The 14,950-nt window shown below is 37.2% G+C and carries 17 protein-coding genes and 1 riboswitch; of the genes, 9 read left to right on the top strand and 8 right to left on the bottom strand.

Translation table 11 applies throughout. The features are described 5' to 3' along the window. Positions 1 to 4 precede the first annotated feature (4 nt). Positions 5 to 226, bottom strand: a complete 222-nt coding sequence (locus BFJ97_RS02085) for a hypothetical protein (RefSeq protein ID WP_139114363.1) — start codon at positions 224 to 226, stop codon at positions 5 to 7. Between the two features lie 297 nt (positions 227 to 523). Between BFJ97_RS02085 and BFJ97_RS02080 the strand changes: the two genes are divergently transcribed. Continuing rightward, the gene (locus BFJ97_RS02080) at positions 524 to 1,387 is read left to right on the top strand and encodes an AraC family transcriptional regulator (RefSeq protein WP_068982989.1); all 864 of its coding nucleotides are present in this window, start codon (positions 524 to 526) and stop codon (positions 1,385 to 1,387) included. A 61-nt stretch (positions 1,388 to 1,448) separates the two neighbouring features. Here the strand turns inward: BFJ97_RS02080 and BFJ97_RS02075 are convergent, their stop codons facing one another. Further along, positions 1,449 to 1,976, bottom strand: coding sequence for a GNAT family N-acetyltransferase (locus BFJ97_RS02075; protein WP_068982988.1), 528 nt, complete (start codon positions 1,974 to 1,976; stop codon positions 1,449 to 1,451). A 180-nt stretch (positions 1,977 to 2,156) separates the two neighbouring features. On the opposite strand from BFJ97_RS02075, the gene BFJ97_RS02070 reads away from it, so the two are divergent. Beyond that, positions 2,157 to 2,939, top strand: a complete 783-nt coding sequence (locus tag BFJ97_RS02070; protein ID WP_068982987.1) for a GNAT family N-acetyltransferase — start codon at positions 2,157 to 2,159, stop codon at positions 2,937 to 2,939. A 28-nt stretch (positions 2,940 to 2,967) separates the two neighbouring features. On the opposite strand, the gene BFJ97_RS02065 is transcribed toward BFJ97_RS02070, so the two are convergent. Continuing rightward, complete coding sequence (locus tag BFJ97_RS02065) at positions 2,968 to 3,231, bottom strand: phospholipase A2 family protein (RefSeq protein WP_068982986.1); 264 nt, start codon at positions 3,229 to 3,231, stop codon at positions 2,968 to 2,970. Between the two features lie 220 nt (positions 3,232 to 3,451). Between BFJ97_RS02065 and BFJ97_RS02060 the strand changes: the two genes are divergently transcribed. The 3 genes from BFJ97_RS02060 (at position 3,452) to BFJ97_RS02050 (ending at position 6,639) form a co-directional block, all read left to right on the top strand. Further along, positions 3,452 to 4,498 (top strand): DUF418 domain-containing protein, encoded by a 1,047-nt coding sequence (locus BFJ97_RS02060; protein WP_068982985.1) that lies wholly within the window; start codon positions 3,452 to 3,454, stop codon positions 4,496 to 4,498. Between the two features lie 159 nt (positions 4,499 to 4,657). After that, positions 4,658 to 5,362 carry a hypothetical protein gene (locus BFJ97_RS02055; RefSeq protein ID WP_068982984.1) on the top strand — a complete coding sequence of 235 codons (705 nt, stop codon included), beginning with the start codon at positions 4,658 to 4,660 and terminating at the stop codon, positions 5,360 to 5,362. 14 nt (positions 5,363 to 5,376) lie between these two features. Further along, positions 5,377 to 6,639, top strand: a complete 1,263-nt coding sequence (locus BFJ97_RS02050; RefSeq protein ID WP_068982983.1) for a glutathionylspermidine synthase family protein — start codon at positions 5,377 to 5,379, stop codon at positions 6,637 to 6,639. A 47-nt stretch (positions 6,640 to 6,686) separates the two neighbouring features. Here the strand turns inward: BFJ97_RS02050 and BFJ97_RS02045 are convergent, their stop codons facing one another. Further along, entirely contained in the window at positions 6,687 to 7,160 is a 474-nt protein-coding gene (locus BFJ97_RS02045) for a YbaK/EbsC family protein (protein WP_068982982.1), read from the bottom strand. A 283-nt stretch (positions 7,161 to 7,443) separates the two neighbouring features. After that, positions 7,444 to 7,540: riboswitch (guanidine-I (ykkC/yxkD leader) on the top strand. A 300-nt stretch (positions 7,541 to 7,840) separates the two neighbouring features. Between BFJ97_RS02045 and BFJ97_RS02040 the strand changes: the two genes are divergently transcribed. After that, the gene (locus tag BFJ97_RS02040; RefSeq protein ID WP_068982981.1) at positions 7,841 to 8,182 is read left to right on the top strand and encodes a DMT family transporter; all 342 of its coding nucleotides are present in this window, start codon (positions 7,841 to 7,843) and stop codon (positions 8,180 to 8,182) included. Beyond that, positions 8,182 to 8,496 carry a DMT family transporter gene (locus tag BFJ97_RS02035; RefSeq protein ID WP_068982980.1) on the top strand — a complete coding sequence of 105 codons (315 nt, stop codon included), beginning with the start codon at positions 8,182 to 8,184 and terminating at the stop codon, positions 8,494 to 8,496. Before BFJ97_RS02040 ends, BFJ97_RS02035 begins: the two co-directional genes overlap by 1 nt. A gap of 174 nt (positions 8,497 to 8,670) precedes the next feature. Here BFJ97_RS02035 and BFJ97_RS02030 read toward each other — a convergent pair whose 3' ends face one another. From BFJ97_RS02030 to BFJ97_RS02015, 4 genes are all read right to left on the bottom strand, one after another. Next, positions 8,671 to 9,546, bottom strand: coding sequence for a glycine betaine ABC transporter substrate-binding protein (locus BFJ97_RS02030; protein ID WP_068982979.1), 876 nt, complete (start codon positions 9,544 to 9,546; stop codon positions 8,671 to 8,673). A 248-nt stretch (positions 9,547 to 9,794) separates the two neighbouring features. Further along, complete coding sequence (locus tag BFJ97_RS02025; RefSeq protein ID WP_068982978.1) at positions 9,795 to 10,649, bottom strand: ABC transporter permease; 855 nt, start codon at positions 10,647 to 10,649, stop codon at positions 9,795 to 9,797. After that, positions 10,642 to 11,841, bottom strand: coding sequence for a quaternary amine ABC transporter ATP-binding protein (locus tag BFJ97_RS02020; RefSeq protein WP_068982977.1), 1,200 nt, complete (start codon positions 11,839 to 11,841; stop codon positions 10,642 to 10,644). Before BFJ97_RS02020 ends, BFJ97_RS02025 begins: the two co-directional genes overlap by 8 nt. 280 nt (positions 11,842 to 12,121) lie before the next feature. Further along, positions 12,122 to 12,757 carry a TrkA C-terminal domain-containing protein gene (locus BFJ97_RS02015; RefSeq protein ID WP_068982976.1) on the bottom strand — a complete coding sequence of 212 codons (636 nt, stop codon included), beginning with the start codon at positions 12,755 to 12,757 and terminating at the stop codon, positions 12,122 to 12,124. A 272-nt stretch (positions 12,758 to 13,029) separates the two neighbouring features. Between BFJ97_RS02015 and BFJ97_RS02010 the strand changes: the two genes are divergently transcribed. After that, complete coding sequence (locus BFJ97_RS02010; RefSeq protein ID WP_068982975.1) at positions 13,030 to 13,761, top strand: GTP cyclohydrolase II; 732 nt, start codon at positions 13,030 to 13,032, stop codon at positions 13,759 to 13,761. Positions 13,762 to 13,776: 15 nt separating this feature from the next. Continuing rightward, positions 13,777 to 14,886, top strand: coding sequence for a bifunctional diaminohydroxyphosphoribosylaminopyrimidine deaminase/5-amino-6-(5-phosphoribosylamino)uracil reductase RibD (gene ribD, locus BFJ97_RS02005; protein WP_068982974.1), 1,110 nt, complete (start codon positions 13,777 to 13,779; stop codon positions 14,884 to 14,886). Positions 14,887 to 14,950 lie beyond the last annotated feature (64 nt).

Here is a 14,950-nt window from a genome sequence, read left to right as displayed (position 1 = left end):
CTATTTATAACCAATTATACCAACCGTGTTCCTTCGTGAAAAACGATGGTGCCGCTGCCGCTTCGCTTTCGCGCAAAAAACATCGTGCCGCTGTCGCTTCGCTTTCGCGCAAAAAACATCGTGCTGCTGCCGCTTCGCTTTCGCGCAAAAAACATCGTGCTGCTGCCGCTTCGCTTTCGCGCAAAAAACATCTGTTGCCCCGAGACCCTGCAGCGAGGCGGCTCATCGAACGCTCCCAACCGGGACGGAAATCAACCTACGTTATGGTGATGAACTTCTTAATTTATCACAGGACGTGATGATTTTAGCCTTCGTTCCTCTATCGCTGATCCCCAAGTAGTCGCTCAGTTTCCACTCCAATCAACCTATATACATAGAATACGCTTTAACAAATGTCATCCCTAACTTTTGTGGGATAAGCAAATAAAAAATAAAGCTATCTTTTTAACCAGTCCAAAGTTAGCATAAAAAGACAGGAATAACTAATTATGATGTTTTAAGCTATAAACAAGGAGTGAGAGCAATGAGTTGGATTGAGTCGATTCAAAAAGCAATTAATTATATTGAGGAGCATTTATTAGATGACATCACAATGGAGCAAATCGCACGAGAGGTAAATTCTTCGGTCTTTCATTTTCAACGGACTTTCTCAATTTTAACGGATATGTCGATTGCAGATTATATAAGACGAAGAAGATTAACTTTGGCTGCACAGGAATTAATAAATACTGAGCAAAAAATAATCGATCTCGCCTACAAATATGGCTACGACTCTCCTGAAGCTTTCACAAAGGCATTTCGGAAGCAGCATTACGTAACGCCTAGTGAAGCAAGAAAGAAGCAAGGACAACTACAATCATACAATCGCCTGGTCATCCAGGTAAGCCTGAAGGGAGCAGAACCAATGAAGTATAAAATCGTAGAAAAAGAAAAGTTTCAAGTGGTAGGGGTAAAAAGAACATATAATTGTCAAAATGGTGAGAATACGAGAGAAATCCCTAAGTTTTGGGATGAGATTAACAGCAAGGGGATGGATCATCAATTATTTTCATTAAATAATGGAGAAATTAAAGGGGTGCTTGGCGTCTGTGCACCAAATGCCAGCGAACAAAAAAATGGTTTTATTGATTATTGGATTGCAACGGATCATATCGGGAATGCCCCAGAAAATCTGATGACAATGGAAGTACCAGCATCAAAATGGGTTGTGTTTGAAGTACACGGCCCTATGCCGGATGCTATGCAAAATACTTGGAAACAAATTTACTCTGAATGGTTCCCGTCTAATCCATACGAACCTACTGGAACGGCTGAGCTTGAAGTGTACTCGGACGAAGATCCATTTAGTCCTGACCTTTATTCTGAAATTTGGATTCCGATTAAGTAATAACGATTGAAAAAGCCAAGAATGTTCATAGGTAACATTCTTGGCTTTAATATTTTTCACATCAATTTTTTAATAAAGAATAAACATTAATGTCATAAAAAGATTCTTTTGATTCTTCATATTCTTGAAAGGTTCCTTCAAAAGTAAAATTCAATTTCTCTAATACTTTTATAGAATTTATATTGCCAGGCTCTACCTTTGCTTCAATTTGATTTATGTCTAAAGTGGTGAAAGCATAATCTATCAAAGCTGATATACTTTCTGGTGCATAGCCCTTTCCCCAATAAGCTTTAGCAAAATCATAGCCAATTTCTGCTGTAGCGCTCTTAACGTCAAAAGAATTGAATCCACAAGAGCCGATGATCTCATTTGATTCCTTCTCAATAATTGTAAAGCGAATAGCTTTGCGCTCCTCAGTTAATTCGTCAAAAAGCTCAATCATTTCCTTTACTTGCTCTTCATAGGTAAAATTAGTGATGTTCATAAATTTTGTAACTTCTGGGTCTGACCAAATATTAAATAAACTATGTGCATCAGCCATCTTCATTTTTCTTAAATATAATCTTTTTGTGTTAATTTGTTCTATCAATACCTTTACCTCCAAGTTTTTAAATAAGTTTGGATGAAAAATATTGCTATCTGCGCATAATTCAGTCCCTTCAAATTTTATGTACCTATTATACAGCATTTCAATATTAAACAATAATTCTAGTAATTGCTAAAATGCTATACTGTATGAAGATAGATCAAAAGAATTGAGGAAATGATAATGATCAAGGTAACCACCGAGAATTATTCGATTATCAAAGGAACAATAGGAAGGGCGCCAACATTTGTCTACAGCATACTAGATCAGGTAATAGAGGGCGCTGTCTATGCTGACAACGCGAGCTTTCAATCACTACTATTTCAAACCAACTCAGGAATATACTATGTTTATGGCGATTCGTTCAGCGAGGCATTAGTAAGTAAACTCGTGACTCTACTTCAAGAATCTATTGAGCAAAGGAAACGTTTCACATTATTCTCTTATTCAGATGATTGGAGCGCAAGAATTGAGCAACGATTAAATGGTTGTGTGAAAAAACTAGAAAGATACACTTTTAGCTTTGATATAAATGCTTATAACAATCGAGAGAAACGAAATTCACTTGACTACGATTATATTAAAATCAGCCAACATCAAATTGATCAATGTTTAGAATTTGACAGTAAATATTATGAGGAATACTGGGGTTCTACTAGTAATTTTCTTGAAAATGGTTTTGGTTTTTGTCTGCGGCATGGAGACAAAATTATTAGCGAAGCGGTTTCCATTTTTAAATCGCATCAATTTGCAGAGATTGATATAGTTACTGATCCGAATTATAGAGGAAAAGGATTAGCAAGCTTCATTGCAGAGAAATTTATTGATTATTGCCTCATAAATGATTTACAGCCTTGTTGGGATTGCGATATTCAAAATCAAGGATCTTATCATTTAGGCACTAAGCTATGCTTTTCTAATCCAAAAAAATATACAGTTTTTTATAAGGAGAGGCTCACGTTGTAGAAATAACATCGTGAGCTTTCTTTATTGTTTAAAAAAACCTTTTACGCATTTCGAAAATATTGTAAAACAATTTAGCATCTCTAGCCATTTTATTATTAGCGTTCATTCGTGGCAGTAAGCAGTTTTGGAACATTTCATCGCAATATCTTGTTCTACCATATCGAGCATAACATTCGTCGTGTAATTTGCAGCATGAATCTACAGCATTAATGGGTTCACCTGGTCCTGAACATCCTGGTCCACAGTATCTATAACCAGGGTAGCAAAAACCAAATTTTCGTTGTCTGAACATCATCTAATCTCCTTTTCTAAAAGATAATTGTTACTATAAAATATGGAATTTTTGCTTTTTGAAGGGGATTAAAAACTAAAGTATTTAAAAAAAAGGTAATACTGATGCACCAATCTATAGTTTGTAAGGTTACTGTAAGCTTTAAAAAAAACTATTGTAAGGATGGGAAGCTATGATAGCTATAGCGCAGTAAAGTATGAAAGATAAGGAGTTTTAAAAAATGAATCCATCTGTTACTCAAAAAGAAAGAATCGTTTCCTTAGATATTATTCGTGGGTTGGCGTTATTTGGAATTTTGTTTATAAATGTAGCGGCCTACCAGGTAATAGTAAAGGGAGGACCGATGCCTGACTATAGTGGAATAAATGGTATTATTAATACGCTTATAGATATCTTTATAGAGAAGAAATTCTTTTCGATTTTTTCATTCCTCTTTGGTGTAGGTTTTTATATTTTTGCTTCACGTGCAGAAGCGCGTGGAGATAAGCCAAGATGGCGTTTTGCGAGACGTTTATTAGCATTATTACTAATTGGCATTGTTCATATTTTTATTTTCTGGGGTTCAATCCTAGCTATTTATGCAGTATTAGGTTTTTTCCTTTTACCTTTTTATAATGCAAAGATTTCAACGATTAGTAAATGGCTATTTGCTATTATTTCAGTTCATGTATTTTGCATACTCGGACAAATGTTTATGCCAAATCAAGGAGCCTTTTCAACTATTTTCAGTTTATTAGGAAATGATGCAGTCGCTATCTTCATCATGTTTTTAAGTGGCTTTTTAGTAGCAAAAGCTGATTGGATTGGACATATTAGTGAACATTTTAAACAATTAAAATGGATACAATTTGTGACATTCCCACTTTTTGCAGGCATCTCTCTTTGGGTTTGGTTTGCTGCTCAAGGAGAATATCAAAATCTACAATTAATAATTGGTTTAGGGGTAATTCCCACAACGTATTTTTATTTAGCTTGTCTATTTGTTATTTTAGAGAATAAGAAAATTGCCAAGCTTCTTAAGCCAATTGGACGAGTTGGTCAAATGGCTTTTACAAACTATTTAGCTCAAAGCTTTATTGGCCTAGCTCTTATTTCGTTAATGGGGCTTGAAGTTGTCTCTCCTTCTGATGTTGTTATCATTGCAACTTTAATTTTTGTCATTCAAATAATCTTTAGTGTCATCTGGTTTAAATTCTTTAAAATGGGGCCATTTGAAAAGGTGTGGCGTTTTATGACATATGGAAGAAAAGCAGTGCCAAATAAATAAAACAATTTTGTGCGAAACTCCCTGATGGTAAGATGATTTCAATCTGTCAGGGAGTTTTAATGCTATTATGAAATGTTGAAATGTATGTAATTGTAAAAAAATGAAACCTAAAGTATGAGGAGCCCGTATACTAGATAACAAAATAAAGGAGAAATGGATATGGCAATACAAATGAAAAAATATATAGCAGTGACTACGGCTTCAATTATGGCTATGCAATTAGCAGCGTGTGGGAATACAGAAACACAGACTGTTGAGGAGTCTTCTACTACTTCTACTACTTCTACTACTTCAGCTAATTCACATAATTTTACGGAACAAAGTAATACGACAACAGCTGGCGAAGATTTACAAAGTGTCTATGATAGCGACATGGCAAATGCATGTGATGAATGGAAAGAAAATGATGATGGTTCTTTCGAGTGTTTAGATGAGAATTCGCCTCATTATGCACAGCATTTCTTTAATGGACTTATGTATGCATCTGCCGGAGCAATGATAGGAAGTGCTATGTATAAAAGTCGCAATTTAAAGAATGGTACAAATAGAAAGGATAAAAGTCAAGGTTTAGCAGTACCACGTACGACTAAAACCAATACTAGCGAAAGTAAAAATACGAAATCAAATGGAATTACGACGAATGGCTCTCAAAAAACATCTGGTACAACATCAGGTAGCTCAAATAGCTCAAATTCAAATACAAGCGGTTCCAAGTCTTATTCGAGTGGCAAGCGTTCGTACTCAAATAGTTCAGGTTCATCGTCGAATAGTACTAATTCTTATTCAAATCACTCGTCATCCAGCACAGGAAAATCAGGCTTTGGGTCAGGTGGTGCCTCTCGAGGCGGCTCTTCATCTTCGTAAAAGGAGAAAACAATATGGACAATTATTTTCAACAACGCCAAGCATTTTATTCTCAATTTCCTAATTTCTTTCCTGACTTTGAGGATTTAGAGTATGCCTTATATGATGTCCTAGATTTACCTAAAGAGAGAATCGATGAAATCAACTATGCATCTACTATACTTTGGAAAATATTTTTGAAGGTTGGCAAACAATTTAAGTATTTATCGGATGAACAGCTTTTAGCACTGGGCATTCGTTCTGAGATGATACCCTATATCGAATTAGATTATTTACAACAACAATCGGTACTTGCTCGCTTTGATTTTATTTGTACTGAGGACGGGCAAATAAAATGCCTTGAATTAAATGGTGAAACGCCATTTCTTGTCCAAGAAACTTTTGAGATAAATGAAGTGCTTTGTCAGCATTTAGGGTTCGATAGTCCGAATGATGTTTCAGCATTACATAAAACCTTGTCCGGTGCACTTTTTGCGGCTATACATTATTTAAATGATTTGAAAAAACCTAAAATCGTCATTACAGGGAAAACAGCTGAAGAAGATTATGAGGAATATTGTCAGGTACAGTTTTTAAAGAAATGTATACCTTTTGATGTGGAATATGTGCCTATGCATGAGCTCATTATTTTTTCTAGTGACACTGCTAATATAGCTCGAGGCCTTTATACGCCTACAATGGAGAAAATTGATGTTTTGTATCGTCCTGCACACCCAGTAGAGTTTTTAATAGATGATGTGTCTTCCGATGGTGATCGTATAGGTCTGCAATTACTGGAACTTGTAAAAGATGTACAGCTTGCTATTATCAACGCACCCGCTGCATATATACTGCAATCCAAAATTTTATTATGGCTAATTTGGGAACGAAAAAATGATCCTTTTCTTTTTAATGCAGAAGAACGAGCGGCTATTCAAAAATACATGTTGCCAACGTATCTTTCGGCAGAGCCATTTGTTCGGGAAAATTTGCCGTTTGTCAAAAAGCCTGTCTATTCGCGGGAAGGGAATACTGTAGAAATTTATGCAGGGGATGGTACGAAAACGAATGCCTCTGCGTATACCCATTATGATGATAATTTGTTTATTTATCAGCAGTATGTAGAAATGCCATCTATAACGATAAAGCTAAAGGATGGATTGCAGACAAAGAAATGGTTAATCGGCTCATTTATTGCTGATGATCGTGCATGTGGCTTATCCTGTAGAGTAGGCAATCAAATTACAGAATGGGATTCGCACTGGTTAGCTATTGGATATAAGAAAGAGTCTAAATAAAAATCGGCGAAACTTTTCATAAAGTTTCGCTGATAATTATAGCTGGATTACTCATTCCAGCCTTTGCAAACGTCAACCCATTCTTGATAGGGGGTATAGGTTTCTAATTCAGAAATAGTAAGCTCAATTGCGGAATTACTACTACCACATGCAGGGAATACCGTTGTAAAGCGTTTAAGTGATTCATCTAAGTAAATAGCGACCCCTGCATTCACGCCGAAAGGACAAACACCTCCTACCTCATGTCCAATTTTTTCAAGTACTTCATCTTTTCCAAGCATCTTCGCCTTTGTGCCAAAAATGGCTTTATATTTTGCATTGTCGATTTTGGCATCGCCCGCAGCAACAATTAATATAGCCCCATCATTCACTTGAAAGGACAGAGATTTTGCAATACGTTCAGGCTCACATCCGAGTGCCTGTGCCGCAAGCTCAACAGTAGCGGAGCTTTCGTTTAACTCTTGTATTTTGTGTTCCACATTCCATTGTGCTAAATATTTACGAACTTTTTCAATAGCCATATGTAATACCTCCTTATACTACTATGTTTTATTTTAACATAATTTTCAGAATATATCGTTGTTGATCTTTCGGAAAAAATCTAGTAAAAATAAAGTTAGTGTAAAATTACGCTTTTTCATAACGGTACATTCCTACTCATATCTGAATCTTATGCTGTGACAGTAGGAACCGATCTGAATGTAAAAAAGTTATCAGGTGAAGGACAAGTACTAGTTGGAAAAGTAGAATATGTACCAGTGGAAAATGACAAAATAGTTTGCTATACTAGTAACATAATCATATACGATAGTTTTCTAGGGTTCCGTAGCAATTGCTAGTCTGGTCCGAGAGAAAACCACAAATTGAATTTGTGACACGGAAGGATAAAAGCCTGGGAGAGAGTACTGTTTACAGCAGTGTTCCTTAGGCTTTTTTTATTTGACTAAATTGAGGCGTATTCAGAGGGAAGGAAACGCTCATGGAGAGAAGAAAACTGCTTCACTTCAAAAGAGAAGTGATCAGGTAGGACAGAAAACTGCTCGGCTTCAAATGGGGAGTGATTAGGTCGGCCAGAAAATCGTTCTGCCTCTAATAAGAACTAACTAGGAGGCAAGAGAATCTACTCCACTCTCGCCAAGTATAGAACTGCTTAATGATAGTCATCCCGTTCGTGTTTATCAATAAAATGGAGGAATTCGCAATGAACAAACAATGGTTAAGTGTTATAATAGCTGCTTTTTTTGAAGTAGGCTGGGTCATTGGTTTAAAGCATGCAGGAAGTGTACTTGAATGGATGGGTACCGTTATTGCAATTTTTGTTAGTTTTTATTTACTAATTAAGGCGGGAGAAAGTTTACCAGTTGGTACTGTTTATGCGATATTCGTAGGCTTGGGTACAGCGGGAACTGTGTGTGCGGATAGTTTGCTGTTTGGAGAGCCGTGGAAGCTAGCCAAAATTTTATGTATCGTCGTTTTACTCGTAGGGGTCGTAGGCTTAAAGCTTGTGACGGGGGAACCTAAAGATAAAGAGGTGAATGAATAGTGGCATGGATTGTATTAATAGTTGCAGGCTTATGTGAGATGATGGGTGTTTATATGATTAGTAAATATAATGAAGTTAAGAGTATGAAAAATTTAGCATTATTAATTTTTGTATTTACGCTAAGCTTTGCAGGTCTAGCATATGCTATGAAAACATTACCGATGGGTACAGCATATGCAATTTGGACAGGAATTGGAGCTGCAGGTGGTGCTTTGCTTGGTATGCTACTTTTTAATGAATCCAAGGACTGGAGACGTGTTGTTTGTATTGTCCTTGTTTTAGGGGCAGCGATATTTTTAAAAATACTATCTTAACTAATACTGATAGAATGTTAATCTAGTAGAAAGATAAAAATTTAAAAGTAATCATGATGTCCTTCACTAAAACCTATAGGTAAAGCTGAATTTTTTCGGAATTTGAAAAAGTTCAGCTTTTTATTTATAAAAAAGACAGACAACCATTCGTCAGTTGTCCGTCAATTTTTGAAATTATTTTTTTACATCCTTCGTCCATTCAGCAACTTTGTCTGCATTGGCTTCTACCCAATCTTTAGCAGCTTCTTTTGGGTCTTTGCCATCCATAATTTCTAGCATTACAGTCTCTAAATCTTCAGCTGTCCAGTGGAAGTTATCTAGTACAGAATAGACATCTGGTTGTTCTTCTTTTAAACCTTTTCGAGCGAATGTGTTAATCGTTTCTTCGCCACCATAAACACCTTTTGGATCTTCTAAGTATTTAAGATCATATTTAGCGAATTTCCAGTGAGGAGACCAGCCTGTTACGATAATGTCTTCTTTATTTTTAATTTCTTTAGCAAGTGAAGTTGTCATAGCACCAGATGAAGAAGTTAATAGATTCCAATCTGCTAAGTTATCATATTCCTCTAAAGCTTTCTCTGTAGCAGCAGTAATCCCAGCTCCAGGCTCGATACCTGTAATCGTATGATCTGCTTCATTTGTTAAATCCTCAATCGAATTAACGTCCATATAGCTTGGTACTACTAAGCCTATTTTGGCACCAGCAAGGTTTTCACCTAGCTCATCAAGATCATCCTTATATTTTTCATACTGTGGGCCATGTGTATTTGGTAACCATGCAGCAACCATTCCGTCTGCTTCACCTTTTGAAACGGCCTCCCACATAATAGCGTTATCGAGTGGTGTTAATGTTACATTGTAGCCTAAATCCTCGAGCACCTGCCCAACTACATGTGTTGAAGCAATTTCTGTATCCCATTCTACGTAAGCTAGATTGACATCCTTTGAGTCACCACTACTCTTACTAGAATCATCGCCGCTACATGCAGCTAGTAAAAACCCAAGTCCTAAAGCCATTCCTAATTTAGATAATGTTTTCAGTTTCATCGAATCTTCCTCCCTTATTTTAACTTCTTTCAGCGGGTGTCAAGGAATCGGAAAAGAGTTCACATAGGATGTTAGCCTAAAATCATCGCATCCATGCGATAACGGCTAACTGACCTGCATCACGCAGGCCTAAGCACAAAGCCGATTCCGGACGCAATTATGCCGTGGCATAATTGATTAAACTTCAAAACACAAATCCTAGTAATAAAAGTTGAAAACTAGGACTTTCACTAATAATTTTGCCTCTTTTAAACGGCTTTCTTCTTATTAAAGCTTTGTGTTAAGCGGTCTATAATGATAGCGAAAATAACAAGACTTAAACCGGCAACAAAGCCATTCCCAACCTGTGTACGTTGGAGTGCAGTTAATACTTCACGTCCTAAGCCAGGTGCACCAATCATGGAGGCGATTACAACCATGGAAAGTGATAGCATAACCGTTTGGTTGATCCCAGCCATTATAGTTGATTTCGCAAGAGGGATCTCCACTTTAAATAGTTTCTGACTTGCCGTACTACCGTATGAATCCGCAGCTTCCACTAATTCTTTTGGTACTTGGCGAATGCCTAGGTTTGTCATACGTACAGTTGGTGGTAAGGCGAAAATTACGGATGCAAATACGCCAGGTACTATCCCAATTCCAAAGAATGCAACAGCGGGAATTAAGTATACGAAACCAGGCATCGTTTGCATGAAATCGAGTATAGGTTTAATAATGTTTTCTGCTATTGTTGATTTGGACATTAAAATGCCCAGTGGAATACCGATTATGATTGAAATAATACTTGAAAAGAGCACGAGCGTAGTTGTTTCCATAAGATGTGTCCATAAGCCTTGATTATAAATAAATAGCAAGCCTAATAGTGAAAACGTTGCGAGCCCGAATTTTTTACCAGTAACGAAAAAGGCGAAAATAACCACAAGTAAGATCAGAACAATGGCAGGGATGCTAACTAATAAATCCGTAACCTGATTCATGAGTAGTTTTCCATTTTTTTGAATTGAGTCAAAGAATACTGAAAAATTACTCGTCAACCAGTCCATAGCTGATTCTACCCACGGAGCCAGTGGTATAGCTGGTATATTATCTAAGAAATTATACATGTGTAGTTGCCTCCTCATCGCTAGTTGAAAGTGCTTCGATAACAACGCCACGGATGAGAACACCTAGTAAGCGTTCATCTTTTACAACTGCAATAGGAGTAGGAGAATTATGAATCATACCTAAAATATCCTGTAAAAGCATATCTGGTGGAACGGTTAACACCTCTGATTGCACTATTGAATGCACCGTTTGTTCATGTTTTTTAGCAGCAGCTAATGCGTCGTCAGCGGTAATATAACCTTTTAAATGTCGATTTTTGTCAACTGCCATCAGCAAACTAACAGCTTCTTGACGCATTCTTTTAAGTGCTACGGTCGGTCCATCTAAGTCTACATTGACATATACCGGTCGAACCATGACATTTTCAGCTGTTAGTACTTTAGAGCGATCGACATCTTCCACGAAGGTTTTTACATAATCATTTGCTGGATTCGTTAAAATTTCTTCCCCTGTACCAATTTGAATGATTGAGCCATCTTTCATAATGGCGATACGATCACCAATACGCAGTGCTTCATTCAAATCGTGGGTGATAAATAAAATTGTTTTCTTTAATGTACGTTGTAAATCGAGTAACTCATCTTGCATTTCTTTTCGAATTAATGGGTCAAGTGCAGAAAAAGCTTCATCCATTAGTAATATTTCAGGATCATTAGCAAGTGCGCGTGCTAATCCAACACGCTGTTGCATACCACCTGATAGTTGACTCGGATATTGGTCTTTATAAGCAAGCAAGCCAGCATTTTCGAGAGCCTGTTCCGCTTTTGCTTGACGTTCTTCCTTTGAGATGCCTCTGATTTCAAGGCCATATTCAGTATTTTGAAGAAGTGTACGATGGGGGAATAAACCGAAGTTTTGAAAGACCATACTCATTTTGTTTCTTCTTACATTACGTAAACTCTCTTTACCCATTTTAGAAATATTTTCTCCATCGATAAAAATATTTCCGCTTGTAGGCTCTATAAGACGGTTTAAAAGTCGGATAAGTGTAGATTTTCCGCTTCCTGATAACCCCATAATAACGAAGATTTCACCTTCATTCACAGTAAAACTTGCATCGTATACACCAACAGTTGCACCTGTTTCTTTTAAGATATCAGTCTTGCTTTTTTGTTGCTTGACGAGTTCTAATGCTTGAGGAATATGTTTTCCGAAAACTTTAGAAACATGTTCCACTTTAATTTTCTCCAATAGAACCACTCCTTTCATAGTTCAAATTTCGCCTTGGCGTAATTAACATGATGTTGTTCACTCGGGCGTTTTCACAGGATGTGATGTCCTTAGTCTGAGTTCCTCTATTACAGTAGGTGTTTGGACACTTACTGAATGAAGATAAATACTATTTGAGGATAATGATACCCAAAAATAAACAAGTAACAACTTAACACTAACAAAGGGTTGTTACTTTTGTCAAATCGACAAATGAGAAAAAAACCGCTTAAACGCTGTTATATCAGCGCTTAAGCGGTTTTTAATTTGGATATAAAAAACTCTGAACTCGAGCGAAACATTCGTCATTACCGATAAAGTAAATGATATCTCCTTCTTCAAAAGATACATAAGGACCAGGTGACAGTAATAATTCATTTCCACGACGAATACCAACAATCGTACTAGATGTATTTTGCCAAAAATTTAATGTTTGTACAGTCTGATGGATACAAGGACTTTCAGCTGTCATCTCTAATTGATACGGGATAAATGGGTTGACGGATCGGAAATGTTCAGTTCGACTAATTAGCTGTTTAGTCTTTTCCTGCAAATTTATTAATTCTAGGTGCTGTTTCTGAATACTAGTCATAAGTTCATTTTGTATTTCATGCACAGATTGAACATCATGGAATTGGCGGACAAAATGCGCAGCCTTTTCGTATGATTTAATGATGACCCCACTGCCTTTAGAGGCCTCCACAATTTCCAAGTCTTGCAAAACAGCAATCGCTCTTCTTGCAGTTTCTGCAGAAACATTATATTGGCTAGCAAGCGAGGATCTCGCATAAATTTTATCCCCGATTTGATATTTTCTTTCCACGATTTTTGAGGCTAAATCAACAGCTATTTGTTGGTACTTTGGCTGCTTCACCTGAACATTTTTTTCTAAGTTCATTCTAAACTTCCTTTCGTCATTACAGTTGCCACAGCTTATTATAGACTAGCCTGCACAGAAAAAATAGCATCTCCATAAGCTATTAGTATATGATAAAAATGTCTTGTAGCAGTTTTTTATACTGATTAATTTTATAATAGATTAGCAGCAGTTATTTGACAGCTTTCGGTTATTATTATAAACTAAGTTACATTATGTAAGTGTTGTGAAAATACAAGTGCTCAGTTAGTAGATTTAGCTAACTGTTAACATATAGAAGGTTGGAGAAAAATATGACAATTACAACTAAAGTTATGGATATAGTGAAAGACAAAATGACAATCGTGAAGCAATCTGAAACTGAAAATATTTGCCTAGTTGGTCCGGTAAAATTACCAATAAAACAAGGCGATTTTTCAGCAACATTTCAATGGTACAACTGGTTAAAAGTAGATGCCGAACTATCAAAAGAAGAAATTATTGATGGATTAGCATCTGCAAATTTAGCGTTTTTACAACAATCGTCAGTGCTTGTTTATGGAGATTTCGCAAATGCGGAGGATGCTTTAATTCGTATGCACAGCATTTGTCATACAGGTGATATTTTTGGAAGCCAGCGCTGTGACTGTGGTTATCAATTACATGAATCGATGAAAATGATTGTGGAGCACGGCTGTGGAGCTATTTTCTATTTAGCAGATCATGAAGGTCGTGGCATCGGGCTATTCTCGAAATCTCTTGCTTATTTATTACAAGAAGAGGGGTTAGATACGGTTGAAGCAAATCATGCTCTCGGCTTCCAAGACGATACTCGTTCTTATGAAGATGCCATTACTGTGTTAGCTGTACTTCGTTCAAAAGCAGTTACACTCATTACTAATAATCCGAAGAAGCTTGCAGCATTGCAAGCGCATGGCTTAGCAGCGGACGGACATGTCCCATTATGGGGAGGGGTAACGGAGACAAACCGTTTTTATTTAGACACAAAAGTTGAAAAATCTGGACATATACGAGAAAAGAAGTAAGTGGAGGATTTGAAGATGACAACAGATGAAAAATATATGCAGCTAGCACTCGATTTAGCAGCTAGTGCTAGAGGAAATACGAACCCTAATCCACTTGTTGGGGCAGTAATCGTGAAAGATGATGTAATCGTTGGAACCGGTTTACACAGAAAAGCAGGTGAACCGCATGCAGAGGTACACGCATTCCGGATGGCTGGAGAACATGCTAAAGGTGCGACGCTTTATGTAACGCTTGAGCCATGTTCACATTATGGAAAAACACCTCCATGTGCAAATTTAGTGAAGGATTCAGCTGTTAGTCGTGTTGTTGTAGCCATGCAAGATCCCAATCCGGCTGTAGCTGGGCGTGGTATTCAACTGTTACGAGATGCGGGCATTGAGGTTGCGGTAGGTGTGCTTGAAGCTCAAGCTCAACGCTTAAATGAACGCTTCATTCACAATATGCTAACAAAACGACCGTTTATTATTTCAAAATTTGCGATGACTTTAGATGGAAAAATAGCTGCCCATACGGGTCATTCCAAATGGGTGACTGGTGAGGCAGCACGTGAGGATGTTCACTATATTCGTCATGAGGTGGATGGGATTTTAGTTGGTATTGGTACAGTCATAGCTGACAATCCATCATTAACGACAAGATTAAAGGAAGATTACGGAAAAAATCCAGTACGCATTATTATGGATAGCTCACTTCGTACACCAGCACATGCTAATGTACTAAATGTTGAAGAAGCTAAAACGATTATTGTTTGTAGTGAGAATGCCAGCCAAGAAAAAATAACAGCGTTCGAAGAAAAAGGCGTAACTGTATTACCAGTTCGACATGAATCTGAGGGGCTTGTTGTGGATGATATGCTTGAAAAACTATATCAATATGGCATTACTGATATTTTGGTAGAAGGTGGAAGCACCGTAAACTCTTCATTTTTACAGCAAGGTGCTATCAATAAATATGTGATTTACATAGCGCCAAAGGTACTCGGTGGTCGTTTATCATTAACACCATTTGCTGGTCCTAATCCGTCTACGATGGATGAGGCATGGGATGTAGAATTTGCTTCATTTGAGCAAGTAGGGCAAGATTTACGTATTATTGCCTATCCGAAGAAAACTGAGGGAAACTAACGGTCAAGCAGAAGTATGGATCGTAGGGGATTGGCCGAGTGGCGTGGTCATTACTTTCGCCACT

Source organism: Lysinibacillus xylanilyticus, assembly GCF_001708185.1.
Lineage (GTDB): Bacteria > Bacillota > Bacilli > Bacillales_A > Planococcaceae > Lysinibacillus > Lysinibacillus xylanilyticus_A.
The sequence above is the reverse complement of the archived record's forward strand: the minus strand, read 5'-3'. Positions and strand labels throughout refer to the sequence as shown.